At 54.1% G+C, this 25,915-nt stretch carries 25 protein-coding genes and 1 riboswitch; of the genes, 7 read left to right on the forward strand and 18 right to left on the reverse strand.

Annotated features, from left to right (window positions below):
• Positions 1-8: 8 nt before the first annotated feature.
• From ilvN to ACI7RC_RS08095, 4 genes are all read right to left on the reverse strand, one after another.
• Positions 9-509, reverse strand: a complete 501-nt coding sequence (gene ilvN, locus ACI7RC_RS08080) for an acetolactate synthase small subunit (protein ID WP_408107728.1) — start codon at positions 507-509, stop codon at positions 9-11.
• Positions 510-2,246, reverse strand: a complete 1,737-nt coding sequence (gene ilvB, locus ACI7RC_RS08085; RefSeq protein WP_408107729.1) for a biosynthetic-type acetolactate synthase large subunit — start codon at positions 2,244-2,246, stop codon at positions 510-512.
• A 549-nt stretch (positions 2,247-2,795) separates the two neighbouring features.
• Positions 2,796-3,968: a sulfate adenylyltransferase gene (gene sat, locus ACI7RC_RS08090; RefSeq protein ID WP_408107730.1), complete on the reverse strand. Its 1,173-nt coding sequence runs from the start codon at positions 3,966-3,968 to the stop codon at positions 2,796-2,798.
• A 19-nt stretch (positions 3,969-3,987) separates the two neighbouring features.
• Complete coding sequence (locus tag ACI7RC_RS08095) at positions 3,988-4,719, reverse strand: phosphoadenylyl-sulfate reductase (RefSeq protein WP_408107827.1); 732 nt, start codon at positions 4,717-4,719, stop codon at positions 3,988-3,990.
• 177 nt (positions 4,720-4,896) lie between these two features.
• Between ACI7RC_RS08095 and ACI7RC_RS08100 the strand changes: the two genes are divergently transcribed.
• Positions 4,897-5,571 (forward strand): ankyrin repeat domain-containing protein, encoded by a 675-nt coding sequence (locus ACI7RC_RS08100; RefSeq protein WP_408107731.1) that lies wholly within the window; start codon positions 4,897-4,899, stop codon positions 5,569-5,571.
• A gap of 123 nt (positions 5,572-5,694) precedes the next feature.
• On the opposite strand, the gene ACI7RC_RS08105 is transcribed toward ACI7RC_RS08100, so the two are convergent.
• From ACI7RC_RS08105 to ACI7RC_RS08125, 5 genes are all read right to left on the reverse strand, one after another.
• Positions 5,695-6,486, reverse strand: coding sequence for an SDR family NAD(P)-dependent oxidoreductase (locus tag ACI7RC_RS08105; RefSeq protein ID WP_408107732.1), 792 nt, complete (start codon positions 6,484-6,486; stop codon positions 5,695-5,697).
• A gap of 203 nt (positions 6,487-6,689) precedes the next feature.
• A complete protein-coding gene (locus ACI7RC_RS08110) occupies positions 6,690-7,700 on the reverse strand; it encodes a helix-turn-helix transcriptional regulator (RefSeq protein WP_408107733.1) in 1,011 nt (336 codons plus the stop codon).
• A 289-nt stretch (positions 7,701-7,989) separates the two neighbouring features.
• Positions 7,990-9,153 carry an aminotransferase class I/II-fold pyridoxal phosphate-dependent enzyme gene (locus tag ACI7RC_RS08115; RefSeq protein WP_408107734.1) on the reverse strand — a complete coding sequence of 388 codons (1,164 nt, stop codon included), beginning with the start codon at positions 9,151-9,153 and terminating at the stop codon, positions 7,990-7,992.
• Complete coding sequence (locus ACI7RC_RS08120; RefSeq protein ID WP_408107735.1) at positions 9,150-10,313, reverse strand: aminotransferase class I/II-fold pyridoxal phosphate-dependent enzyme; 1,164 nt, start codon at positions 10,311-10,313, stop codon at positions 9,150-9,152. The genes ACI7RC_RS08115 and ACI7RC_RS08120 overlap by 4 nt, the downstream gene beginning before the upstream one ends.
• 103 nt (positions 10,314-10,416) lie before the next feature.
• Positions 10,417-10,532, reverse strand: a riboswitch (SAM riboswitch).
• An 88-nt stretch (positions 10,533-10,620) separates the two neighbouring features.
• Complete coding sequence (locus tag ACI7RC_RS08125) at positions 10,621-12,786, reverse strand: M28 family metallopeptidase (protein ID WP_408107736.1); 2,166 nt, start codon at positions 12,784-12,786, stop codon at positions 10,621-10,623.
• Positions 12,787-12,942: 156 nt separating this feature from the next.
• Here ACI7RC_RS08125 and ACI7RC_RS08130 point away from each other — a divergent pair, with 156 nt between their 5' ends.
• Positions 12,943-14,187 (forward strand): cysteine desulfurase-like protein, encoded by a 1,245-nt coding sequence (locus tag ACI7RC_RS08130; RefSeq protein ID WP_408107737.1) that lies wholly within the window; start codon positions 12,943-12,945, stop codon positions 14,185-14,187.
• 49 nt (positions 14,188-14,236) lie between these two features.
• Here the strand turns inward: ACI7RC_RS08130 and ACI7RC_RS08135 are convergent, their stop codons facing one another.
• A complete protein-coding gene (locus tag ACI7RC_RS08135; RefSeq protein WP_408107738.1) occupies positions 14,237-14,599 on the reverse strand; it encodes a VOC family protein in 363 nt (120 codons plus the stop codon).
• 150 nt (positions 14,600-14,749) lie between these two features.
• Here ACI7RC_RS08135 and ACI7RC_RS08140 point away from each other — a divergent pair, with 150 nt between their 5' ends.
• Both ACI7RC_RS08140 and ACI7RC_RS08145 read left to right on the forward strand, forming a co-directional pair.
• Positions 14,750-15,754 carry a copper amine oxidase N-terminal domain-containing protein gene (locus tag ACI7RC_RS08140; RefSeq protein ID WP_408107739.1) on the forward strand — a complete coding sequence of 335 codons (1,005 nt, stop codon included), beginning with the start codon at positions 14,750-14,752 and terminating at the stop codon, positions 15,752-15,754.
• Between the two features lies 1 nt (position 15,755).
• Positions 15,756-16,229 (forward strand): GyrI-like domain-containing protein, encoded by a 474-nt coding sequence (locus tag ACI7RC_RS08145; RefSeq protein ID WP_408107740.1) that lies wholly within the window; start codon positions 15,756-15,758, stop codon positions 16,227-16,229.
• Positions 16,230-16,263: 34 nt separating this feature from the next.
• Here the strand turns inward: ACI7RC_RS08145 and rplT are convergent, their stop codons facing one another.
• From rplT to ACI7RC_RS08180, 7 genes are all read right to left on the reverse strand, one after another.
• Complete coding sequence (rplT, locus tag ACI7RC_RS08150; RefSeq protein WP_019120324.1) at positions 16,264-16,623, reverse strand: 50S ribosomal protein L20; 360 nt, start codon at positions 16,621-16,623, stop codon at positions 16,264-16,266.
• Positions 16,624-16,721: 98 nt separating this feature from the next.
• Complete coding sequence (rpmI, locus tag ACI7RC_RS08155; RefSeq protein WP_408107741.1) at positions 16,722-16,919, reverse strand: 50S ribosomal protein L35; 198 nt, start codon at positions 16,917-16,919, stop codon at positions 16,722-16,724.
• Between the two features lie 17 nt (positions 16,920-16,936).
• Positions 16,937-17,449 (reverse strand): translation initiation factor IF-3, encoded by a 513-nt coding sequence (gene infC, locus ACI7RC_RS08160; RefSeq protein WP_408107742.1) that lies wholly within the window; start codon positions 17,447-17,449, stop codon positions 16,937-16,939.
• 300 nt (positions 17,450-17,749) lie between these two features.
• A complete protein-coding gene (gene thrS, locus ACI7RC_RS08165) occupies positions 17,750-19,663 on the reverse strand; it encodes a threonine--tRNA ligase (RefSeq protein WP_408107743.1) in 1,914 nt (637 codons plus the stop codon).
• A 345-nt stretch (positions 19,664-20,008) separates the two neighbouring features.
• Positions 20,009-20,881: a sporulation protein YtxC gene (gene ytxC, locus ACI7RC_RS08170; RefSeq protein WP_408107744.1), complete on the reverse strand. Its 873-nt coding sequence runs from the start codon at positions 20,879-20,881 to the stop codon at positions 20,009-20,011.
• A gap of 239 nt (positions 20,882-21,120) precedes the next feature.
• Complete coding sequence (mqnC, locus tag ACI7RC_RS08175) at positions 21,121-22,227, reverse strand: cyclic dehypoxanthinyl futalosine synthase (RefSeq protein ID WP_408107745.1); 1,107 nt, start codon at positions 22,225-22,227, stop codon at positions 21,121-21,123.
• 76 nt (positions 22,228-22,303) lie between these two features.
• Complete coding sequence (locus tag ACI7RC_RS08180; RefSeq protein WP_408107746.1) at positions 22,304-23,119, reverse strand: spore coat protein; 816 nt, start codon at positions 23,117-23,119, stop codon at positions 22,304-22,306.
• 459 nt (positions 23,120-23,578) lie between these two features.
• On the opposite strand from ACI7RC_RS08180, the gene ACI7RC_RS08185 reads away from it, so the two are divergent.
• The 3 genes from ACI7RC_RS08185 (at position 23,579) to gerQ (ending at position 25,154) form a co-directional block, all read left to right on the forward strand.
• Positions 23,579-24,145: a YqaA family protein gene (locus tag ACI7RC_RS08185; protein ID WP_408107747.1), complete on the forward strand. Its 567-nt coding sequence runs from the start codon at positions 23,579-23,581 to the stop codon at positions 24,143-24,145.
• 107 nt (positions 24,146-24,252) lie between these two features.
• The gene (locus ACI7RC_RS08190) at positions 24,253-24,675 is read left to right on the forward strand and encodes a cell wall hydrolase (RefSeq protein WP_408107748.1); all 423 of its coding nucleotides are present in this window, start codon (positions 24,253-24,255) and stop codon (positions 24,673-24,675) included.
• Positions 24,676-24,701: 26 nt separating this feature from the next.
• Complete coding sequence (gene gerQ / locus ACI7RC_RS08195; RefSeq protein WP_408107749.1) at positions 24,702-25,154, forward strand: spore coat protein GerQ; 453 nt, start codon at positions 24,702-24,704, stop codon at positions 25,152-25,154.
• A gap of 92 nt (positions 25,155-25,246) precedes the next feature.
• Here the strand turns inward: gerQ and ACI7RC_RS08200 are convergent, their stop codons facing one another.
• Complete coding sequence (locus tag ACI7RC_RS08200) at positions 25,247-25,810, reverse strand: beta-class carbonic anhydrase (protein ID WP_408107750.1); 564 nt, start codon at positions 25,808-25,810, stop codon at positions 25,247-25,249.
• Positions 25,811-25,915 lie beyond the last annotated feature (105 nt).

The following is a 25,915-nucleotide window of genomic DNA, read 5'->3' on the forward strand; positions in this document are numbered from 1 at the left end:
GTTTTTTCTTACATATATGAAGGTTGATCGACGACACTTCGCGCCATAGCCATTAACCCGGTCCGGGTCAGCTCGCGAATGCCGTACGGCTCAAGCAGTGCTAAAAGTGCATCAATTTTGTCAATATCGCCAGTCGCCTGGATGATCAGCGACGTAGGGCCGATGTCCACCACCGATGCCCGGAACGGTTCGACGATCCCGTTGATCTCGGCCCGTTGTGCAGGGCCGGCATCCACCTTGATCAGCGCCAGTTCGCGCGTTACCATCGGATCTTTGCTGAGTATCGTGACTGAGATGACATCGATCAGCTTGTTCAGCTGCTTCATCAATTGGCCGATGCGTTGATCGTCTCCGCTGGAGGTAATGATCATCCGGGACAGTCCCGGCTCCTCCGAAGCTCCTACGGTAATGCTGTTGATATTGCAGCCTCGCTGGCTGAACAGGTTGGCGACTCGCGTCAACACGCCGGGGTGGTCATTGACAAGGACGGCAATCGTATGTTGTTCCATCTACTCTTCCCCCAATACCATTTGATCCAGTGTGTCTCCCGCTGCGACCATCGGATAGACGTTTTCTTCCGGTTCGACGCGGAAGTCGATGACGACCGGGCCGTCGTAGGCGAGCGCTTCCGCCCATACTGCTTTCGCTTCCGCTGTTGTCGCCGCCCGCATCCCTCTGATTCCAAAGGCCTCTGCCAGCTTGACAAAGTCGGGACTGCAGGTCAGATCGATCTGGCTGTAGCGGTTGTCGTAGAACAATTCCTGCCATTGACGCACCATGCCGAGGCATTGGTTGTTCAAGATGACGATTTTAACCGGCAGTTTGTACTGGACCAGGATGGCCAGTTCCTGATTGGTCATCTGGAAGCCGCCGTCCCCTACCACGGCGATGACAGTTCGGTCCGGGTTGGCAAACTGTGCCCCGACCGCCGCCGGAAAGCCGAATCCCATCGTGCCCAGTCCGCCCGAGGAGATGAAGGAACGCGTATTTTTAAACTTGTAGTACTGCGCTGTCCACATCTGGTGCTGGCCGACGTCGGTGGTCACGATCGCTTCGCCGTTTGTCGTTTCGTACAGCATTTCGATCACTTCCTGCGGCTTCAGGGCATCGCTGTCTTTTTTGTAGCTGTACGGATGCGCCTGCTGCCACTGCCCCAGCTGGGCGATCCAATCAGCGGTGTCGCAGGCTTTCGCCAACGGCAAAGCCTTTTGCAGCGTGCTCTTCGCATCGCCCACTACAGTAACCGCCGTCTCCACGTTTTTGCCCAGCTCCGCCGGGTCGATGTCAACGTGGACGATCTTGGCGTTGGGGCCAAACTCTTTCGTCCGCCCCATCGTGATCCGGTCGTCAAAGCGGGCGCCGAGCCCGATGATGCAGTCGGCGTTGAGCAGGGCCTGGTTTGCCGTATAGCTGCCGTGCATCCCCGGCATGCCGAGCGCCAGTTCGTGGGTGCCCGGAAATCCGCCCAGTCCCATAAAGGTGTTGATGACCGGGATTCGGGTTTTTTCCGCAAAAGCGAGTAGTTCTTCTTCCGCACTGGCGGAGAGAATTCCGCCGCCAGCCAGGATAACCGGTTTTTTCGCGGCCGAAATCGCGCCCACAAACTCTTGCACTTCCTCATCGCTCGGGACTACCGTATCGCGATAGCCGCGAATCTCCACGCTGTCCGGATAAGCAAACGGCGCTTTGGCATTGGCTACGTCTTTCGGGATGTCGATCAGGACAGGTCCCGGGCGTCCGGTCGTCGCGATATAGAACGCTTCTTTGACGATGCGCGGCAGATCCCGGACGTCGCGCACGAAGTAATTGTGTTTGGTAATCGGCAGCGTGATCCCGGTGATGTTCGCCTCCTGGAACGCATCTGTACCGATCAATTGCTGGGCTACGTTTCCGGTGATGCAGACCAGCGGAATCGAGTCCATCTGCGCCGTCGCGATCCCTGTGACCAGGTTGGTCGCCCCCGGTCCGGAAGTGGCGATGCAGACACCCGGCTTGCCGGTGGCGCGGGCATAGCCGTCAGCGGCATGAATCGCACCCTGCTCGTGGCGCGTCAAGACGTGTTTGAGAAAACTGCTGTAGAGGGAGTCGTAGATCGGCAGCACTGCTCCGCCAGGGTAACCAAAGATCACCTCTACGTTCTCCAGCAACAGACACCGCAGCAAAGCCTCCGCACCTGTCATCTCTTCGCCGAATCCGATATTTGGCACACTCCGAAGCTTCGTTAGTTCGGCGGCATTTACACTCATCGTTTTCTCCTCCTCCATCTCCGTATAAAAAAGTAAAACCCTTCCACCCCGACACGATGTACATGTCTGATTGGGGCGAAAGGGTTCCGCGGTACCACCCAAAATTTATCGGCGTTTTGCAACGGCCGACCTTATGCAGTCTAGTTATCGGACTGCGACACGTTAACGTTTGTCAAACGGCCTTACCTACTCTCCGGAGGGCCGGATTTCAGCAGGCGGCTCAGAGGTGAGCGGTTGGACGCGTTCTTACCCGGTTCTCATCCCCCCGGGCTCTCTGTGGAAGAAGAGGCGAACAACGTTATCCTCATCACTGCCTTTATTCATTCGGAAAAGATTTTACATCTTTCATTGTTGTCAGAAAATAAATGTTATGTCTGATTATATCCGTGTAAAAATACGGTGTCAATGCAGTTGGCCGAAGTTTTTCAAACTTTCTCCCGAACGATTGTTCAGTCATAATCAGGAGATGTTAGGCCTCTCTTCATGTAAGCGGATACACAAAAAAATCCCCGCCTGCCCCCTCTTGACGGGAAGAGAGGGACGGGACGGTCACAGCCGAGAGGCAGTTTTTTCCTGAAGGCCGGCGATCAACACCTGCGCCACTTCCGGGCGGGTAAATTCCTGCGGGGGCACCTCGCCGCTGCCAAGCATTTGACGCACTTTCGTGCCGGATAGAGCGAGCCGGCTGCCGGGATCGTGGGGACAGGTCTTGGTTGTGGCCATCCCCTGACACTTGCGGCAGTAGAAGCTGTGCTCGAAGAACAGCAGGTGAATGCCCAATTCGTCCGGAGTGAATTCGGAGAATATGTGCTGAGCGTCATACGTTCCGTAGTAATCGCCCACTCCTGCGTGATCCCTGCCGACGATAAAGTGGGTGCAGCCGTAGTTTTTCCGCACCATCGCATGAAAAACCGCTTCGCGCGGACCGGCATACCGCATGGCGGCGGGAAACGCCCCGAGAAAGACGCGGTCTTTCGGGTAGTAGTTTTCCAAGAGCGTCAAGTAGCTTTGCATGCGCACTTTTGCCGGTATATCGTCAGCTTTTGTCTCGCCCACCAGGGGGTTGAGAAACAGGCCGTCGACGGTTTCCAGCGCCACTTTCTGAATGTACTCGTGAGCACGGTGAACGGGATTGCGGGTCTGAAACCCAACCACCGTCTTCCAGCCCTTCTGTCTGAAGATAGTTCGCGTCTCTTCCGGTGTAAAATAGTACTCCGGGAACACCTGCGGACGCGGACGCTGCAGGACGTCGATCGGGCCGCCCAGATACAGCGGCGGACGTTCATACAGCTTTTTTACCCCGGGGTGCCCGGCATCCGTCGTCCGGTAGACGTGGAGGGCTTCTGTTCGCTTGTCTGGCGTGTATTTGCTCTCCACGGTCAGCACCGCGTAATCAGCGCCATCCTGTCCGCGCAGCAGGACTTTTTCGCCAATAGCCACATCCCGCCAGCTCTCGTCCGCGGCCAGCGTGACCGGGATCGTCCAGACCGCACCGCTTTCCAGGCGCATGTTTTCCAGCACAGTCAGATAGTCTGCCTCCGTAAGAAAACCCTTCAATGGCGAAAACGCGCCCATTGCGATGCAGTCGATATCCGACAGCACCCAGGTGTCGACCGTCATGAATCGAAAACCCTTGCTCTCCCTCCGCAGCACTTCCAGGTCACTTCCTGTCACCATTCGGTTGACCAGCGTTCCCCCGTGGGGCACACTTTCCCGCCTCATCGAATCTCTCCCTTCCCCATTACTTGTGAAGTCCGCATTCCGTCTTGTCAAATCCCGCCCAGCGACCTGCCCGTGGATCTTCTCCCGGCCCCACCGGACGCGTGCAGACCTCGCAGCCAATGCTGGGATAGCCGCGGTCGTGCAGCGGGTTGTACGGTATGTCATGGGCGCGAATATAGGACCAGACATCTTCGCTTTTCCAGGAGGCGAGCGGATTGCACTTGACAAGCTGGAACTTGTCGTCCCATTCCAGTTTTTTTGCATGCGCACGAGTCGGTGCCTGGTCGCGGCGAATCCCGGTAATCCACGCCTTGTATCGTGACAAAATCCGGCTGAGCGGCCGCACTTTGCGTATTTCACAGCAAAGATTGGGGTTCTTTTCCCAAAGTTTATCGCCGTGTTCTTCTTTCTGCTGTTCCAATGTCAGCTCGGGCAGCACCTGAATAAAGGTGGTATTATACCTTTTTTGCAGACGGTCGCGCGTTTCGTACGTCTCGCGAAAGTGCTTGTTTGTATCCAAATAAAAAATGGGCACTTTGGGAGATATTTTCTGCAGCATGTCAATCAATACGACATCTTCTGCACCAAAGCTGGAGGCGAGAATGACGTCCTCGCCAAATTCTTTTACCATCCACCGCAGAATCTCTTGCGGCTCTCTTCCCTCCAGACGGTAGGCCCAAAGCAAAATCTCCTCCTCGGTCCACTTCTTCACCTGCGCTGTCTCTCCTTTCCTGCTCACTTCGCTTCCCATCTTATGTAAAGAGAGGCCGGATGGATACCCGCCTAGTTGTCCGAAATCCATGCGGATGTAAGCCTAAAAACCTTTTGGGCCGGCATGCCTTGCCCGGCAGGAAAATGGAAGCGCACTGCTGAATCCATAAAATACGAAAAACTTAGAAAATGGTTGCTGGTTGCAAAGGAGGATCACATGAACGCAAGAGAGGAAATCTTTACAGCGGTAAAAGCAGGAGACGTTGAAAAGGTCGAGTCGTTGATTCGCCTCGATCCCGAACTGAAGCAAGCAGTAGCGGAAAACGGCGATACTCTCTTATTGACTGCGGTCTACCACGGTGTTCGCCTCGTAGTGGATTACCTGCGCTACAACGGTGTGGCCATGAACATTCATGAAGCGGCTGCAGTCGGCGATCTGGAGATCGTGGAACGCCACCTGGAAACAGCACCCGAACTGCTCGACAGCTTCAGCCATGACGGCTGGACTCCGCTCCATCTCGCCGCCCACTTTGGCAACGCTCTCATCGCCCGTCACCTGCTCTCATGCGGTGCCGACGTCAACATCCGCTCGCGCAATTCCCTGAACAACATCCCGCTGCATGCGGCCGTGGCTGGAAAATCTCCGTACAAACTGGCCGAGCTGCTGCTGGCATCCGGGGCCGAAGTAAATGCGAAACAGCAAGGCGGATACACCCCGCTTCACGAAGCCGTCATAAACGAGGACCGGCAAACCGCGGGGCTGCTGATGGGCCATGGCGCCGATCCGCGTCTTGCGAACGACAAGGGCGAAACCGCTTTAACGATCGCCGAAAGCAAGGGGAATGCTGCACTTTTGGAGCTGCTCTGCTCAGGTCGGGCGGACTTGCAATAGGTGTTCCGTTCAGGACATTCGTTTTAGGTTGATCGGAATCAAGAAAAACAACAGCGGCTGACTAGGAAGAGAATATAAGGTCCTAGACTGCCGCTGTTGTGTCTGTGCGTATTCAAATTTATGTTAAAAAATTGTAGGCACCATGCCCCCGTCCATACGGATTGGAGAACCTTTAAATGCGGATGCATAAGGGCTGCATACGAATGCAGCCAGCCTGCCTATTTCAAAAGGCTTGATAAACCGCTGTATTTCGGATTGGGGCAGGTTTGCAGCCATAAATTTTTTCTCTTTTTCCGAAAATGCCATATCATCAGGAAACATACTTTCAATGATTTGATATACATTTTCGGAAAGTGTTGGTCCCGGCATGATCGTATTCGATGTGACTTCCGTTCCTATCGTAAGTTTAGATAAGCTTTTTGACAGTGATAATAACATAGATTTGGTCATACAATACTGAGGCATTTGCCCTGAAGGCATAATGGCTTCTTCACTTGCAATAAAGATGATTCGTCCAAAATTGTTTTTCAGCATTTTAGGCAAATAAAATTTCGATAATCCATTAGCGGCAAGGACATTCGTTCGGAAGTATTTTTCCCAAACTTCGTCGTCAACGTCCTCATACGACATGATTTCATAAATACCCATATTGTTAACCAGAATATCGACATGGGGATATTTCCCAAATAAAGCTTCTCTTTGCTGCCTATCCACAATATCGGCTGCAGCATTCTGAGGAGAGGTATCCGGGAACTCCGACTTCAGTTCATTTACGGTTCGTTCTACCTCTGCATGATTCCGTCCATTAATGAGGACGTTGACACCTTCTCTGGCAAGTTCGATGGCAATTGCTTTCCCTATACCTTTCGTCGATCCGGTTACTAAAGCTGTTTTGTTCCTTAATCCCATATCCATAGCATATGCCTCCTTTGTTGTCATGCACGGCAAGCTGATTAGAAGTTATTCTTGGAACATCCTTGTGCTATCGGATAGAGATTATATTACTTCGTCTGGATCGCTTGCGTAACTAGCGTACAACGCCAAATTTCTTGTTTAGCCCGCCAAATCATGAAACCCGGAAAATGCTGGCCCTGCGCAGAACGGTTAGGTTGGGGATTCTATGACGGCGGGTTTGCCCCTCTATATTCGGAACGCCAATTTGAAGGAGTAACGCCTTCCCAAAGGCGAAAGGCGCGGTAAAACGAGTTCTGGTCTTCATATCCAATTAAGAAAGCCACTTCTTTTATATCGAGCTTAGGGTCTGCCAAGTATTCTCGTGCCTGTTCATGCCGAGCCTCTGTCAACAGCTGCTTGAAAGTTGTACCTTCGTCAGTAAGGCGACGCTGCAAGGTTCGATCGCTCATGGAGAGCTCGCTCGCCACAGCCCGAATGTCAAGGCGCCCTCCGGATAGGCTGCGCTTCAAGATCCACTTGACCATCTCGGAGATGGAACGGCTGCGCTGTTCATCCAATGATTGGTCCAATGCGGGAGTCAGGATCTCTAGCAACTCTTTGTTATACGAAAGAAAGGGGCGGTCCAGATCACTTCGATGCAGCGTCAATCGGTTATCGGTCCCACCTATTAGGATCGGGCACCCGAAGTAAGCTTCAAGGGCACCAAGGTCGCCCATTGAGTGAGAAAATTCCACGGAACGTGCAGTTAAAGGCTGGCCTGTTCCCCGTCGCCCAAGCTCTAGAAGAAAGGCCAGCGTGGTTCCAACCAGCACGGGCGGTCCGGGTTGCTCGCCGTGCATCCATTCCAATTCAATTGTACAGCATTCGCCCTCCTCGGTTATACGCAAGCTTTCCGGAGGGCACAGTTGTTTGTACCGGGCCATTCGGTTAAGGGCGTCACGATAGTCACGAGCATGGTAGGTCGCTAAGACGGTCGGTGGGTATTGTGCCGTTTCAAAGACGGTTACAAGATTGATGATTCCGATGGCAGTGTCACCAACGAGATCGGAGTATGCCTGCCAGATTCTGAAATATTGAGCGGCGGTAACTGCAGCTTGTTCTGTAATAATGGTGAGCGGCAGCCCCGCTTTGCGAGCTACATCGTGTGGGGCAATCCCTACTTGTTGTAATCCCGCCCAAAATCCCGGCGGGAATTTTATATGGTCAGCTTTCATTACGTATGGCTCTCCTTTAGCTCTTACTATTCGTTTCGGTTATGATTAAGTATACATAAGAATGTTCTTATCTTCATGAAAGTATCCGGCTTAAGGACATGAAGCCGCGCCGCCCCGTTGACTGACGGAGAAGAACCTGACTTTTCTATGTTCGTGATCCCCATATCTGCATTGAATTCGGTACGAAAAAGACGCAAGAACTGTGTTCAGCTCTTACGTCTTTTTTGTCCGTTATCTAATTCGCACCTCAGATCGGATCCCGCTGCGGCGAGGCAAAGCTCCTTTGCAATCAGCGCTTGGCTGCGGCGGGGTGGGCACAAGTGTCAAGCGCCTGCTGCAAATCCGCGATCAGGTCGTCGGTATCCTCCAGCCCTACCGAGAGGCGAATCAGACCGTCGGTGATGCCGCGGTGGAGCCGTTCCTCATGCGGCATGGCTGCGTGGGACATCAGCGCCGGATAGGAGAGAATGCTCTCGACCGCACCCAAGCTGACGGCGACCAGCGGCAGCCGGGCGGCGTCAAACAGCGCTTTGGCGTTTTGCCGGCTGCCTACGTCAAAGGAGAGGACGGCGCCGTGCCCTGAAGCCTGCCGGGACTGCAGCTCGTGCCCGGGATGATCGGGCAGCCCGGTGTAGTAGACCCGCTCTACTACGGGATGCCGGTCCAGCCACACTGCCAGTTTTCCCGCGCTTTGGGTGCTGGCGTCAAGCCGGGTCTTCAGCGTCTTGAGGCCGCGCATGACCAGCCAGCAGTCCTGTACGCCGAGAATGGCTCCGAATCCGTTTTGAATCGCGTAAAGCTGCTCCCCCAACTCTTCGTCCCTGGTCACCGCCAGTCCCGCGACGACGTCACTGTGGCCGCCGAGAAACTTGGTCGCACTGTGGATGACGATATCCGCCCCCAATTCCAGCGGGCGCTGGTAATACGGGGTGAGGAACGTGTTGTCGACGATCGTCAGCAGTCCGTGCTGCCGGGCCAGCTCAGTCATTAGCGCCAGGTCGGTCACTTTTAACGTCGGATTGGAGGGCGTCTCCAGGTAGAGCGCACGCGTATTGGGCCTGATCCCCGCGGCCACCCGTTCGGGATCTGTCGTATCGACGAAGCTCACCTCGATGCCGAGCCGGGACAAGACGCGGGACAATATGCGGTACGTTCCGCCGTAGACGTCTTCCGCGACCAGCAGGTGATCCCCCGCAGAAAACAGCAGGAAGACACTGGAGATCGCAGCCATGCCTGACGCGAAGGCGAAGCCCCTGGCGCCGCCTTCCAGGTGGGCGATGGCCTCTTCAAGCGCCTGCCGGGTCGGGTTGCCGGAGCGCCCGTAATCATACCTGCCCATCTGGTCGATGTCGGTCTGGTGGAATGTGGACGCCTGGTAAATCGGGATGCTGGATGCCCCAGTCTCCTGATCGATCGCATTGGTTCCGTGCAGCAGTCTTGTCGCAAAATTCATGCCCGAACTCCCCCTTTCACAATCGAAGCCTCCAGCGCCTGCGCCAGGTCCTCCGTCAGGTCATCCGGATGCTCAATCCCTACCGACAACCGCAGCAGCCGGTCGCAGACACCCACTTTTTCACGGACCTCTTCGGGGATATCGGCGTGCGTCTGGGTTGCCGGGTAGGTACAGAGCGACTCCACTCCGCCCAGGCTTTCCGCAAACGAGATCAGCTTCAAACTGCGCAAAAACTCAGGTACCTGTGCCGCGTGCTTGACGCGAAATGAGACCATGCCGCTAAAACCGCTCGCCTGCCGCAGCTGCACCTCATAGCTGGGGTGATCAGGCAGCCCCGGATAAAACACTTCGCTGATGCCCGGGTGGTTCTGCAGAAACCGGGCAACCGACAGGGCGTTCGCCTGATGCCGTTCCATCCGCAAAGCCAGTGTCTTTAACCCGCGGATCAGCAGCCAGCAGTCCTGGGGTCCCAACACGGCGCCTATCGAGTTGTGCAGGAACCGGACCTTTTCCGACAATTCCTGCCCTTTTGTAACGATCAGCCCTGCCAGTACGTCATTGTGTCCGCCCAGGTACTTGGTGGCGCTGTGGACGATCACATCCGCCCCCAGTTCCAACGGGCGCTGAAAATACGGAGTCATAAACGTGTTGTCCACGATGGTGAGCAGCTGATGCTCCTTCGCCACCCGGGCGATCGCGGCCAGGTCGGCCACCTGCATCAGCGGATTGGTCGGAGTCTCGACAAAAACGGCTTTCGTCTCAGGGCGGATCGCCAGTCTCACCTGTTCGATATCCCGCATGTCGGCATAGGTGAAGGAAACTCCGAAGCGGGTGAGAATTTGTTCGAACAAGCGATATGTACCTCCGTACAAATCAAGCGAGACGACGAGGTGTTCCCCTTGGGAAAACAGCCCCATCAGCGTCTGGATCGCCGCCATCCCGGAAGCGCAGGCGAACCCGGCGTCTCCTCCTTCCAGATCGGCAGCGGCTTCTTCCAGGACAGTGCGCGTCGGATTTGCCGTCCGCGTATAGTCAAAGCCGGTGCTCTCCCCCGGCGCCGGGTGCCGGTAAGCCGTCGCGTTGAATACGGGATAGCTGATCGCCCCTGTCGTCTCCTCCCTGCCTACTCCGATTTGAACCAGTCTGGTTTCCATGTTCATCTCCGTATGTCCCTCCTGTTATTTGACCCCGTCTCTCCCAATGAAAAAAACCTTCTTTCGTCAGAGCGAAGAAGGCTTTGGATACGTTGCCGTAAGCAAATCCTTCTCATCTCTCAGAGCTTTTTACGCTCTGCAGGAATTGGCACCGTATCTCCCCACTGTTGGGTGATTGGTTGCCGGGCATCATCGGGCCAGTCCCTCCGCCTCTCTTGATAAGAAGTTTGCTATTCAGTTTAAGTATTTCAATACTAGCGAATCTTTCTGCACTTTGTCAATACTCTTTTGGAACAGAGGTATTTCCGTCTTCTCATTCTTTTGCCGAGCGGGCGGTGTTCGCAGCTTTTGCCAGAACCTCTTTTAATTGGTCTGCCGCCTTTTGCATAGCCGCTTTATCGCCGGCTTGCAAGGCTTCCGCCAAAGCGGGCAAAGGCTGTGCTGCGTAACCTGTCGTCCGGCCGGGAGCCCAGATCTGGTGTTTGTACCAGGGACGGCCAGTCAATCCTTCCTCTCGAATCAGATCGCGCTCTTGCTTCAGCATGGCCTCATTGATCTTCTCCAGCTCTTTGCGGTCAGCCTCGCTGACGCCATCGGACAGCAATTGCCGGGCTCTCTGTTCCAGGGCCGCCGCTGCCGACTGCCACTCTTTGGCCTGGGCGATGGCGGGAGCCAGATCGACACCCAGTGTGCCTTCCTTGGCGAGACTCTCCAGCCGGCTCATCACATCTACCGCATAGTCGGAATAGCTGAACGGCAGCACGTCGGCATTTGCCAGGCGCAAGGCGGTAATCCCGATCAGTTGAGCGCCCGCCTTATGGTGCTCATAGCCTGGATCCGCAAAACGGGTCAAAGCATCCACATTGTCATAGGCACTGTGATAAAGGCCCCCTGACGAACCGAATCCCATATCGAGCGAGGGCACACCTACATGTTGAATAAAGGGGGTATAGTCCGAGCCGCTTCCCAAATCTCCAAGGGTCGGGGCTTTGCGTCCTGATCTGATATACCAGTCGTCAAAAATGCTCATATCGCTTCTTGGCTCGGTCACTTCCTTGGTTACCTCGTACACAAGCTGCTTTAGCGAAGGTACTGCCGAAGCCCCGAAAAACTGGCCGCCGATGCTGTCCATGTTGATATAGGCGACGGCATTTTCGGCAAGTTCTGCGCGATGCTCCTCCACCCACTCGGTGGAACCTAACAGGCCGTATTCTTCCCCGTCCCATCCTGCCAGAACAATTGTCCGGTCAGGCCTCCAGCCACTCTGATACATCTCGCCCAAAACGCGAGCAATCTCCATCGTCGTGCTCCAGCCAGACGTGTTGTCAGTCGATCCGTATACCCAAGTGTCGCGGTGGGCTCCGATCAACACGGTTTGATCAGGATACTTCGCCCCGGGAATCCGGACGACTATGTCGTTTACCGGGACGCGCTGATAATCGATGTCCAGGGAGATCCGGACTTTTGTCGGACCAGGTCCCAGCTTATAGGTGAAGGGCAGTCCACCCTGCCATGCCGCTGGAGCCTCGTCTCCTTGCATCGATTCGAGCAGCTTGCGCGCCTCTCCATACGATAGCGGCGTTGTGGGAATGGTCGGCAAGGATGAGGCCTCGGACGGGTCGATCCGCTTGGTGTCCGGTGTAGACGGCTCACCCGGCGTCAACGGGTCGCCCGGGTAGTCGAAAATGTACAGGATGCTGCCGCGCTGGATCGCATCGTCCGGTCTCCATGGCCCGTCCGGATAGACAGCTCCCTTTATGTAACCGTCATCAGCAGGGTCGCTGTAAATCAACATGCCGATCGCGCCGCGTTTGGCCGCTTGTTCCGGCTTGACCCCACGGAAGTTTTGCCCGTATCGCGTAATCACGATTTTTCCCGCAACCGATACACCCTGGCGCTCAAGCTCGGCGAAATCCTCCGGCCTTCCGTAGTTGGCGTAGACGAGTTCGGCTTCCACGGTGCCCGCAGGCGAGTAAGCATTGTAGCCCGGAACGGCCTCATTTGCGTAAGGTGTTCCTGGAGGGCGATTCTCCATTACCTGCAGGTCGCGTTTTTCGGGATATGTTTCCGCTACGGCGATCTTTTTCGGGATTGACATGTAAACGTCGTACGTCTTCACTTCCGGCTTGAGTCCCGCTTTTTGCAATTGGCCGACGGCGTACTCCAGCGCCGCGGCATTGCCGGCCGTTCCTACCATTTGCGGGCGCTGGCTGAGCCCTTTTGAAAAAGCCCCGACCGAATCCGCGCTCACCTTGTCCGCGAAAGTCTGCTCAAACTCGCGCTGCCAATCCGCCCTGTCTTTGGAAAAGCCTGTAACCTCTGCAGATGCCGCCGCGAAAGACGGCATCGAAGGGGACAGGATGAGCGCAGAGGCCATCAGCGCACTGATGATTGCCGATGCCCCCCTCCATTTTCTTCGCGTTTTTCTTTCGTCAGGAAAGCCCTTACAAAATGCTGGCGACTGTAACCCGTGTTTCAATTCGATCCCTCCTGTTTTTGATGGTATATATATGTTCATTATCAGTGACTTATTTCAGAAGGGTTAGAATATTCACAAGGATTATCAGCCTAAAAAGAGAATAGGAATAGGTAGAAAGTTCATCAAGTGAGCGATGAACGAAAGGAGAAACCAAACATGACAAAACTGGCACATTCTTTCCCCATTCAAGAAGTCCGGGAGCAGTTTCCCGCCCTGAACCGCACGTATAACGGCAAGCCGGTGGCTTATTTCGACGGACCGGGCGGCTCACAGACGGTTAAATCCGCGATTGAAGAGATTGCATCCTATATGGCAAACGGCGGAGCCAATCTGCACGGCTCCTTCCCCACCAGCCGCGAGACCGAGGCGATCATCGCCGAAGCGCGGGAAGCCGTCGCCGATCTGTTTGGCGCGAGGCCCCAGGAAGTCGCGTTCGGGGCCAATATGACGACGCTTACATTCGCCATTGCCCGGGCGCTGGGCCGGGATTGGAGAGCAGGCGACGAGCTCGTCGTGACCGAGTTGGACCACCGCGGGAACGTCGATCCGTGGCTGGCGGTCGCTGCGGACCGGAACATGACTGTCCGCTGGCTGAAAGTGGATCCAGAGCGGCTGACGCTTGATCTGGATGAACTGGATTCGATCATCACGCCGAACACCCGTCTGGTCGCGGTGGGCCTCGCCTCCAATGCCGTCGGAACGATCAATGACGTCGAGCGCATCGCCCGCCACGCCAGACAGGCAGGTGCCCTGGTCGCAGTAGATGCCGTACATGCAGCTCCCCACTTCGCCATCGATCGCGACCAGATCGGCGCCGATATCCTGACGTGCTCCGCCTATAAATTCTTCGGTCCGCACGTCGGGATTACCGTCATCCGCGAGGGGCTGTTTGAGCAGCTTCAGCCGTATAAACTGGCTCCCGCCCCCGGGTACCTGCCGGATAAGCTGGAGACTGGAACGCAAAACCACGAGGGGATCGCCGGCATCCGTCCCGCCATTGACTTCATCGCAAGCCTGGGATCGGGCGCCAGCCGCAGGGAACGGATCATCTCCGGATTTGAGCGGCTGGAAGAGCATGAAAACCGCCTGGCGGCCAGACTCCGGTCGGCGCTGGCGGAGATGGACGGCGTCACCTTGTACGAGGCTGACGCTTCCGTAGCGAAAACCCCGACAATCGCTTTTCGCATCGAGGGCTGGAGCCCCCAGGAGGTCTGCCTGCGGATGGCCGAAGACCACGCCGTCTTTATCGCGGACGGGGATTTCTACGCCTCTACGCTGGCTGACAAGCTGGGGATCAACCCCAGCGGCTGGATTCGCGCCGGACTTGCTCCCTACAATTCGGATGAAGAGGTAGACCGCTTTATCTCCGGGCTGCGTTTGCTCGTAAGCAGCGGAAAGTAGAGCCGTTGCCAGAAATGGCAAAAGGAGCGCTGCAGAGCGCTCCTTCCCTTTATCCCTTCAACAAAAACTGGTTGCCGTCCACATCTTCAAACGTCGCATAGGTTCCCCACGACATTTGGTTTGGCGTTTGCGAAAAGGTCACACCGTTAGCCGACATTCGCTCATATGTCTGGTGAATGTCGTCGCATTCAAACACGATCGATGCCTTCTGCTCCTGCCAATTTTTCATCATCGCCCGCGGGTACAGGACCAGACGAGACCCAGCCCCCTTGGGACCAACCTCGATCCAGTTGGCGGCCGGTCCCATCGGATGATTGGCATACACTTCAAAGCCTGCCTTCTGGGTCCAAAACTCCAGTGCCTTCTGCTGATCTTCTACATAGACAGCTACCGTCGCAATTTGTTTGATCATTTCATTTGCACCCCGCCTCTTCGTTGGTCATACGACATCTCTCATTGTAACCAGCAGAGAGGATTGTAGTCTAGTCTAGAAGTTTCCAGAAACGCCAGGGCCAAAGGGAGCGTCGTTATAGGTAGAAACGTAAGAGAGGTGCCAAATCAGATGAACAAGAGTCAATTGCTATTGTCCTGTCTCGCCCTGTCGTTGTCGCTAACCTGCGCACCCGTATTGGCCGCTGCCCCGTCTGATACCGTGACCGTACAAGTGGGCCAATCGATCGTCCCTACCCCGCCGGGAATTCATCTGGCCAACGGACAAGTTATGGTCCCCATCCGCTGGGCCGCTGAACAGCTGGGAGCGCGTTCGATCCAATGGGATGAGGCGACCCAAACCGTCACTATCACGACGAATGAGGCTTATTATCAGAAGTTGAAGCTGGATTCCTTTGTCTATAACGGCCTTCAGCCGCGTTCAGCAGAAAGGGAAGCCCAGATGTGGCCCCTGCCGGAAAAAGCAAAGAGCATCTCCTTGCCGCAGTTCCCCAGAAGGGAATTGCAGCTAAACCCGGAAGTGCCCAATTCCGGCCGCGGGATGACGATCACCATCAACAACTCGCCTAGTCTCATCTACAACGCCGAGACCATCAATGACCATATCTACGTGCCGATGGATTGGATCGAAGCTTTGTTCAAAACCGAAGTCCAATACGATCAAGCAGCGAACAAATTAACCATCAAGGCACTGAATCAAGCAGAGATTGAACAGCAAATCAAGACGATCGAAGATGCGCTGATCCCTGACTCTCCGCAAGCCGCGATGAAATTGTGGGGACGCGGCGAGCAGACCCGAAGTGCTGCCTTGCAATACGCGGCACTGTCTCCGGAGCTTCGAAAGCAGGCAGACGCCCGGCTTCGCGATACCTTCTGGGTCACCGGCTTCTCCAGCCCGTGGGTGGGTGCGATCACTGTGGAAGCCGAACAGCAGCGAAGCGACACAGCGGTTGAATACACGGTAAGCTTTCCGGAAATCACCTCGGCGGGGCAGCCGTACACGACTGCCATGGAAAAATTCGTCGTCGAAAAGCTCACCGTAGACGGCAAGGAAGGCTGGTATATTACCGAAATGCTGCAGGGCAGCCCTTATGGCATTTTGGCAGAGGAGGATTAATTTGGAGAAAGAGTTAGTCAAAAAAAATGCTTTTTCAGCAGTCGGCGTGATCTGGCAGGGAACGTTTCAACAAGCTGCATCCGGCGAAATCAGGAATGTCATGGAGGAACTTCGCAGCCGTATCAAAGAAATTACGCAGGTAGTAAATCCTGAAGCAATTCTCGGGATTTCATTCCATAATATTCCAAACGGATTCACCTATCATTTGTGCATGGAAACAACCGAAGGCGGCACGATTCCTGAAGGCATGCAGCGCATCGACATACCTGCCCTGACCTATGTCACCTGCAAACATGAGCGGGGGAAAAATGTAAATGACACGTATACGGACTGCTACCGGTGGATCGAGGAGCAGGGATATATCTTGCACGAATCCGAATACAAGCAGTTGGAGGTATATCCCGTCAGCTATCGCCCGCTGACGGACGAGCCGGAATTCATCATCATGATTCCCGTAAAAGAAGCACTCATCTGATCAGATGAGTGCTTCTTTGGTATCGGCAGCGCGATTATGCGTTTAATTTGCTTTTCGCTACAGTTGCCAATTCATTGAATGCTGCTTTGTCGTTGACAGCGAGGTCAGCCAGCATTTTGCGGTTTACTTCGACCCCAGCTACCTTTAAACCGTGCATCAGACGGCTGTAGGACAAGCCGTTGAGACGGGCTTGAGCGTTGATACGAGTGATCCACAGTTTGCGGAAATCGCGCTTCTTCTGACGGCGGTCGCGATACGCATACATCAAGGATCTCATGACTTGTTCGTTAGCTGTTTTAAACAGACGATGCTTGGAACCAAAATAGCCTTTCGCCAGTTTTAAGACCTTTTTATGACGACGGCGTGTTGTAGTGCCACCTTTTACTCTTGGCATACGAAACTCCTCCTGATCTGTCGAGCATGGCGGTCCATTGCCGGACGCTTAGGGAGCCATACTGCGTAAATTGGTATTGCTGTACGGATAAGAAAAACTTACAAGTAGGTGATCAGCTGCTCTATGCGCTTTTGATCGCCTTTGGACACCATTGCGGATTTGCGCAGATGGCGTTTTGCTTTGGTCGATTTGTTGGCAAACAAGTGGCTTGTATAAGCGTGGTCGCGTTTCAGGCGGCCGCTACCGGTTCTCTTAAAACGCTTCGCTGCACCACTGTGGGTTTTCATTTTAGGCATAGTGAATCCTCCAGTCTTCAATCTTTTTTGTTGTCCGCCTTCGGCGCCAGAATCATGATCATGCTGCGCCCGTCTATCTTTGGCTTGCGTTCGACGGTGGCGATATCCTCGCAGAGGGAAGCCACGCGTTCGAGCACCTGTTGACCGATTTCGGAGTGGGTAATTTCACGACCGCGGAAGCGGATCGAGCATTTTACCTTGTCCTCTTCAGCCAGGAACTTGCGGACATTGCGAAGTTTGGTCTGAAAATCGTGTTCTTCGATGTTGGAAGAGAAGCGAACCTCTTTAAGTTCGATGACCTTCTGATTGCGACGCGCTTCTTTCTCCTTCTTCGCCTGCTCGTATTTGAACTTGCCAAAGTCCATGATTCGGCAAACGGGGGGCTTTGCGGTTGGTGCAACATTCACGAGGTCCAAGTTAGCCTCTTGGGCAATCCGCAAGGCCTCTCTGATTCCTACGACACCCAACTGCGCGCCATCCGGTCCAATCAAACGGACTTCACGAGCACGAATCGCTTCATTCACTAACATCTGATCCTTGCTAATAACTTGCCACCTCCATCAGCTTTCGAGAAGTGCTTACTTGACGTCTCATAGCTTTCGTTACCTAAAAAAGTGCGAACGCGACTGCGCCCGCACTTGTCTCACCCAGGCAAAAAACAATTGGCTCAAGGCTTCAACAGATAACCTGTCAACTTTCCCAAACTGGACGTCGATTCAGGTGAGAAGCAGGGCGCTTCTTCTTCATTCTCGAATGTGAAGTTAATACTGCTTTGTAAATAATACAAGTATCTCAGGCATCTGTCAAGACTTTGACGCTCCGACACTGTTTTATCTGTGTTCCTCGATTTCCTTCTTGATATCGGCGAGGAATTGTTCAACCGATTGCGCACCGAGGTCCCCTACGCCGCGCTTGCGGACGGAGAGAGTACGATCTTGTACCTCTTTTTCCCCGATGACGAGCATGTACGGGATCTTCGCCATCTGCGCTTCGCGGATCTTGTAGCCGATCTTTTCATTGCGCGAATCCAGTTCGACGCGGATGCCTGCCTGCATCATCTGCTCTTTCATCTCTTCCGCGTACGGCGCATGTGCTTCATTGATCGTCATCAAGCGCACCTGGATCGGCGCCAGCCAGGTCGGGAAGGCCCCGCCATAGTGCTCCACCAGTATTCCGATGAAGCGGTCAAGCGAACCGTACATCGCCCGGTGCAGGACGACTGGACGGTGTTTTTCATTGTCCGCTCCGATGTAAGTGAGGTCGAATTTCTCCGGAAACTGGAAGTCCAGTTGAATCGTACCGCATTGATGGCGCCGCTTCAGCGCATCGGTGATCTGGAAGTCGATCTTCGGTCCATAGAAAGCGCCGTCGCCTTCATTGATCTCGTAATCCATGTCCAGCTCGTCCAATACGTTCTTCAAGGAGCGCTCTGCAATCTCCCACAGTTCGTCAGAGCCCATCGAGTCCTCCGGACGAGTAGACAGCTCTACCGAGTATTCGAAGCCGAACACGCTGTAAATGCTGTCGATCAGCTTGATCATCCGCTTGATTTCCGCCTCGATCTGATCCGGGCGAACAAAGACGTGGGCGTCGTCCTGGCAGAACGTCCGCACGCGCAGCATCCCGTTCAGGGCGCCGGAGTATTCGTGGCGGTGCACCTGACCAAACTCGGAATAGCGGATCGGCAGGTCGCGATACGAGTGCATTTTGTTTTTATAGATCAACATGTGTCCCGGGCAGTTCATCGGCTTCAACGCGAATTTAACGTCGTCTACCTCGGAGAAGTACATGTTCTCATGGTAGTGATCCCAGTGACCCGACTGTTCCCACAAGCGCTGGTTCATCATGAAAGGAGTGCGCACTTCGGTGTAGTGAGCCAGTTCCTGCAGGCGGCGGGAGAACTGTTCCAGCTGATTGCGGATGGTCATCCCGTTAGGCAGGTAGAATGGCATTCCCGGCGCTTCCTCGGAGAACATGTACAGCTCCAGTTCCCGGCCCAGCTTGCGGTGGTCGCGCTTTTTGGCCTCTTCGATGAAGTGGAGGTATTCGTCCAGATCCGCCTTCTTCGGCCATGCTGTTCCGTAGACGCGCTGCAATACCTGGTTGTCGGAATTGCCGCGCCAGTACGCCCCCGCTACGCTCATCAGTTTAAATGCTTTGATAAAGCCGGTGGACGGCAGGTGCGGGCCGCGGCAGAGGTCGAAGAACTCTCCCTGTTCGTAAATCGTGATCTCCGCATCCTCCGGCAGGTCGCGAATCAATTCCAGCTTCAGGTGGTCGTTCAATTCTTGATAAATCGCAATTGCCTCGTCACGGCTTACTTTTTTGCGGCGAATCGGCAGATTTTCGCGGACGATCTTTTCCATCTCCGCTTCGATCTTGCCTAAGTCGTCGGGTGTGAGAGACTCAGGGATGTCCATGTCGTAGTAAAAGCCGTCCTGAATCACCGGCCCGATGCCCAGCTTTACCTCTTTGCCATAAATACGCTTGATCGCCTGCGCTAACAGGTGGGCGGTGCTGTGGCGGTACACTTCCAAGCCGTCTGGCGAGTCAAGAGTGACCACTTCAACGGCGGCATCCTCCGTAATCGGTGTGTAGATATCGACCACTTTGCCATTTATTTTTCCGGCAACAGCCTTTTTCTTCAATCCAGGGCTGATCGATGCCGCCAGGTCTTCAATTGTACTGCCGGCCACCAGTTCACGAACGGCGCCATCCGGCAGGGTAACGTTCACATGTGCCACTGTAAAAAACTCCCTTCTCATTCAAAAATAATAAAAGCGCTTCATCCCCAAGGGACGAGCGCTTGTTCTCGTGGTACCACCCTAATTCAGGCCAATCCGCCTTTTCTACCAGGCAAAACGGGCCCCTCATCGAACGATAACGGATAATCCGACATGCCGATACTAGGTGTTCCGTTCCCGGCAGTGACTCAAAGGGGGTAGATCGTTGCACGCTCGCAGCAGGCTTGCAGCCAATGGCCCGCTTCTCTGTAGGCGGCAGGGCAACATCCGCGTCCTTCTCATCGTCTGTTCAGTATAGAGTATAAAAACATTATAGGGGATATGGATCGTTGAAGTCAAGCAGGCCTAGTAAGTCAGGCAGTATGCGCAGGTTCGACAAAACGTCACCCGCTCGCCAAAAATTCCGCTGATCGTCTCGGCCAGGGCTTTTTTCCTATCGCCAAGGTGAAAGACGATCTTTTTGGGCGCCAGCGAAACGAGCACGCTTACCCAGTAATCCTCTTCCCGGCAGAGCCCGTCTGCCATGCCGAAGAGATCATCAAACTGCTTGAGATTGAGCCGCTGTCCTTGATCGTCAAAAATCCAGCCTGGCTGATCTTTGGGGAAGACGATGTGCACCAGTTCGTACTTGGGCTCCTGTACCGAGACGAAATAGCGCAGCAGGTTGACAAACTGCTGGTATTCCTGATCCCGCAGGTACTCATCAATCCCGCTCTCCACTGCGTCCGGCAGTGCGGCCAGCTCCTCCTTTAGGCGAAACCGGACGAAGCCTTGAAGCACCATTTCATGATTTTCCCCCAGATATTCAAATACTTTCTTGTAGATCCTGGCCCGTCGAGACTCCCAAGGGCCTTCCGCCTCCGACCCGTACAGCACAAACTGGACGTAAGGAGAGATCACTTCCCAATCGGAGGCGTCAGCAAGGGTGAAATCCCGGCGCAAGATGGCCTGGATCAGCTCCGGTTCCAGGGTACGGACGATCCACTCTACTACGATCAAGGCAACGAACGAACGGACGATATCTTTCGCCCCCGCAGCGTATTCCTCTTTGGGCCAGCTGACAAAGGTAAACGCGTAGTAATCGCCGCGGTTTTCTTCCCGGAATTCTACGGTAACAGGGTCCGTACAAACCTGCTGTTGAACGGCCCGAACAGTTACGCGGAATCCCTCCTGCTGGGACTGCTGGTCATTCGGGAGGAATACGGATATCTTTTCCACGTTCGTCACCTCCTTTTTCTGCGAAACCTCTTGACGTGTGTCATCAAACATGGATGTGACCGCTTGCGGCTGGCAAACCGGGCATGACCGTTTTGTGTAGTTACAGTATATGTCCCCCCTCTATCGATATACTTTTGAGGAGTTGGTAAATAAAGCTTCGCCGAAGTCCGCCTGACGGCAAAAACGGCAAACACCTCCCTGTAGCGGGAGGTGTCGGCCTAGCGGGTTATGTCTTTCGTTTAGTTTTGCATCACAAAGTCGGTTTCGGCCATTTCGCCTTCCTGGAACACGCGCAGGATATCGTACTTGGTATTGCGCTGGGCCGGGATTTTGCCCGTTTGACGAATCAGTTCCAGAATGAGATTGGTGTTTACCTTGTAAGTGCACTTGGCTGCCGAGACGACGTTTTCTTCCATCATCGTCGAACCGAAGTCGTTGGCCCCGTATGACAGGGACAGCTTGCCGAATTCCGGACCGACAGTCACCCAGGAGGATTGGAAGTTGGGAATGTTATCGATCATCAAACGGCTGATGGCCAGTGTTTTCAGGTACTCTTCCGGCGTATTGTTGACCGCCTTCATATTGGTATTTTCAGGTTGAAACGTCCAGGTGATAAAAGCGGTAAACCCTTTTGTTTCATCCTGGGCTTCGCGAATCCGCATGAGCGAAAGCACCCGTTCTTCCATTAACTCGCCAAAACCGATCACCATTGTCGCCGTGCCCGGCAGCCCGGCTCGGTGAGCTGCTTTTTGCGTCTCAATCCAGTTTTTCCAGGATCCTTTCAAGCGTGAAATCTTTCGGCGGGTGCGGTCATCAAGAATCTCTCCCCCCGCTCCCGGCAGCGAATCAAGTCCGGCTGCTTTCAATTGTTTCAGCACTTCCGGGATGGGGAGTCCCGAAACCTCTGCCATCTTCTCTACCTCTGCGACAGAGAAAGAGTGCATGGTAATGTCAGGAAAACGACGCTTGATATCTCTCAGCAGAGTCAGGTAGTAATCAAACGGCAAGTCGGGATTGGTCCCGCCCTGCATCAGGATTTCCGTCCCGCCAACATCTACTGTTTCCTGGATTTTTTGTAAAATTGTCTCAGTTGGCAGCACGTACCCTTCACTTGAACCGGGACGCCGGTAAAACGCACAAAACCGGCAATAGGTGTCACAAACGTTGGTATAGTTGATATTGCGTCCAATGACAAACGTCGTAATCGGCTCGGGGTGCCACTTTTGCATGACCTGGTTGGCTGCGTGGCCGATCTTCTCAACCTGGTCGCTCTCAAACAGCGCCAAGCCGTCTTCAAGACCCAGCCTTTCGCCGGCTACGGCTCTTTCTAATATTTTGTCTATCAACTGGACCGCTCCTCTCTCCTTTTTTCTTCCCTTTTGATCGTAACACAAAAAAAACGCCCTGCCTATTGGCAGGGAGTTACATCAGTGGATCAGCCTTGTGTTCCGACTCATGCTGGTCCGTCAGCGAATGAAGCGGAGATTGACCGGATCCGCCCATGGTTAAGTTGGGATTTGACGCACTTCCTGTCATCGTCTGCTGCTTGCGATAAGCCGGTGACGAGAAGATCTGGCTGGCGTTTGCACTCGCGCCCTGATTCGTCCCGACACTGCTGGTCACGGTTGACTCAGGAGGCGAAGACTGTCCGGCTTCAACCGGCCCCGAGGGCGGCTGCAAATGCGGCGGCATAGCCTGGTTCATCGGTTGGTAACCGCGCAGCATATTGGTTTGCGCCATCTCTTGAAGCACGGGGATCTGATAGTAGCCCCGCCTGTTCATATACGACCAGATTTCGTATGCCTGATGAGCGCAATTGTTTGCCCCCTGCAGCATGGCTGCCCGTACTTCCGGGTCGGCACATTCCAGAGCAGCGTGCATTTTCATGACGGCACCCGTTTTGTGCAGACCAAGGAACGCAGACGCTACGTCCCGATCACCCATCTGCTCTGGACTATTCAGGGGCTGTACCGGGTTGGCATTCTGAACGCCGTACTGACCCGGCGTAGACAGCGGAGTCCGATAGGGAATGGCCTGTCCTCCGCCGCGGCCGTTGATGTGGTAAATCAGATTGTTGTATTCCGCTGTCATAAACTGCATCTGGTTAGAGATGATCTGCCTCAGTTCCGGATCCCGGACATAAGGGAGGTACACCTGGCCGAGATTGATTGCATCGATCGAAGCGTTTAACACCTCGTGCAGTTCCATGATTTCATGAGCGCCAAATTGCTGCTGCATGGTTCGCGCCTCCTCATCGTAAAGTTTTTCCAATGGCCGAATGCCTATTTTGCCCGGGCTTTCATCACCCTCTAGACGTATGTACATATATTTTTAATGTGTAAACATAAATCAAAAGAGGAGAGATTCTCGTTGGTCCAAAATTATCCGCCCCCACATCCTGGAGTGCATCCCGCACCGGCTGCCGACCCTGTCTTCTGGAGAAGACGTCGTTTCGACGGCGGGGCAGCAGCACTGCTGCCGTTTCTAACTCTGCCATTCCTGTTTAACTATTATTACCCCTACCCGCCGTTTTATCCCCCGTTCTATGCGTATCCATACCCGTTCTTTTCGTATCCATACCCATACTTTTAATCTCCTTGCAGTCGCAAAGACTCCAATGACTCCAATAACCTCTGTAGAACACAGAGGTTTTTTGGCTTATAATGAACAGGTAGAGGCATTCAAAAGGAGAGGGCCATGATTGATCAATTAACGGAAATATTTATGCGTTTTGGAACTTGGGGACTCTTTGGACTAGCCTTTCTTGACTCGATAATTCTGCCGCTGCCCCCTTTTTTCTTACAGATTGCCATGAGTTTCCTCAATCCATCCTATGCAATGATATATGCCACAGTCGCCTTTATCGGATCCATCGCAGGCGCGCCTGTTGGGTATCTCATGGGCAAAGTGTTGGGAAAACCTATCCTGAACAAGATACTGCCGCAAAAATGGATTTCCGTAGCGACGGACAAATTCGCCAAGGACGGAGACGCCGCTGTCCTGGTCGGCTCGTTCACGCCCATCCCCTTCAAGGTGTTTACGATTCTGTCCGGGGTGTTCGGCTTCTCGTTTATGAAGCTGATCTTGTACGCCATTCTTGGACGGGGGATCAAGTTCTTCGGGATCGGTTTGCTGTTTTATTGGTACGGAGAATATGCGAAGACGCTGCTTGAACAATACCTTGACATCTCACTGCTGGGAGTCGCTGCTGTGCTTGCAGTCGGCTGGCTGGCATTTAAGCTGGTAAGGTCGCGGAAACGCTGACCGATCCGGCTTTTTTTTCGGCAAAAAAGCATTTTTCAATAGACAAACACCTAATTTTCACTCGCTAATATATTGTAATTGTACGTAAAGTTGTTGGAGGTGAGCTAATGCCCCTGGTTCAAACAAATTCTGCAGGCCTTGATCTGCTGGCCAGATTGATGAGGGCTGAGGCCGAAGGAGAAGGGGAACTTGGAATGATGATGGTTGGAAACGTCGGGGTAAATCGGATTATATCCAACTGTCTTGATTTTAAAGGAATTCGCTCTATGTCCGATATGGTCTACCAGTCCCCGGGCGGGTTTGAATCTGTGACGCTGCCTTACTTTTACCAAAGGCCCCGGGATAGAGACAGACGATTGGCCAGGCGGGTCATCAACGGGGAAGCGCAGTACCCGGCAACGAACGCCCTCTGGTTCTTCAGGCCCACTGGCGGCTGTCCAGGCACCTGGTTTAACCAGCAGAACACAGGACGGTATAAAGCGCACTGCTTTTACGCTCCAACGCCGCAAGATTGCCCCCGGGTTTTTTAAACATATGCAAAAGGAGAGTATGATACATGAACGCTTACAACCCTTATTACGGAAGCCAGGGACAACCGTTTCCGCCCTTTCCTCCGAGCCCGTTCGGCGGACCGGGGCCCCAGCAGCAGATGATCCCGCCGAGCCCGTTCGGCGGGCCGGGGCCCCAGCAGCAAATGATCCCGCCGGGTCCGAGCGGCTCCCGGATACCTGGCACGCCGTTTCCACCTGTTGAGGAGTCCTATATTGAAAATATTTTGCGGATGAACCTCGGGAAGATGGCAACCGTCTATATGACGTTCGAAAACAACAGTGAATGGAACGCCAAGATCTTCAAAGGCCAATTGGAAGCGGCCGGGCGCGACCACCTGATCCTCGTCGATCCAGACACGGGAATGCGCTATCTGCTGAAGATGATCAACCTGGACTACATCACGTTTACCGAACCGCTCAACTACGTTCCCCCCACGCTGCCGAGAGGCATCCGCTAGTGTCTGTCAAAAAAAGGGCTGTACCCGAAAGCAGTCTCCTGCTGCCGGGTACAGCCCTTCCGTCTTGCAGAGAAGCGACGGCCGGGTGATGCCTATGACTCGTATCCATCGACGACCAGATCCAATTCGCCTGTATCCGGGTGGATAATCAACCCGTGCACCGGTACGCTCTTCGGAATCAGTGGATGATTGCGGATGACCTTGACGCTGTTCTCCACGTTCTCCCTGGTGCTCTTAAATCCGGACAGCCAGCGGTTCAGATCAATACCGGCGTTCTGCAAGGTATCAAACACATTGTCCGGAATCCCCCGCTCTTTCATCTTGTTCAGCATTTCATCCGAATCTACTTGGCTCATGCCGCAGTCGTGGTGGGCGATGACGTAAATCTCTTGGGCTTGGAGTGCGTATACGGCAACCACCAGACTTCGCATGATGCTCCCAAACGGATGGGAGATCATCGCACCGGCATTCTTGACAATTTTTACATCCCCGTTGCGAAGGTTCATCGCGTGCGGCAGCAGTTCTACCAGGCGCGTATCCATACAAGTCAGGATCACCATCTTCTTATTGGGAAACTTGGTTGTCTGAAAAGGCTCATATCCCTTATTTTCAACAAACTCCCGGTTGAATTGGATAATCTCGTACAGCTGTTTCAACGTCCTCACTCCCTCGTTTGTCAGTTTCGGCAATTAAAAAACATAAACTGCTTTTTTTATTAAACCAAATCCTTTGTGCTGTGTCATTATGCAGATAGGCACTGA

Origin of the sequence: Brevibacillus sp. B_LB10_24, assembly GCF_046036945.1 — a bacterium.
Taxonomy (GTDB): domain Bacteria; phylum Bacillota; class Bacilli; order Brevibacillales; family Brevibacillaceae; genus Brevibacillus_C.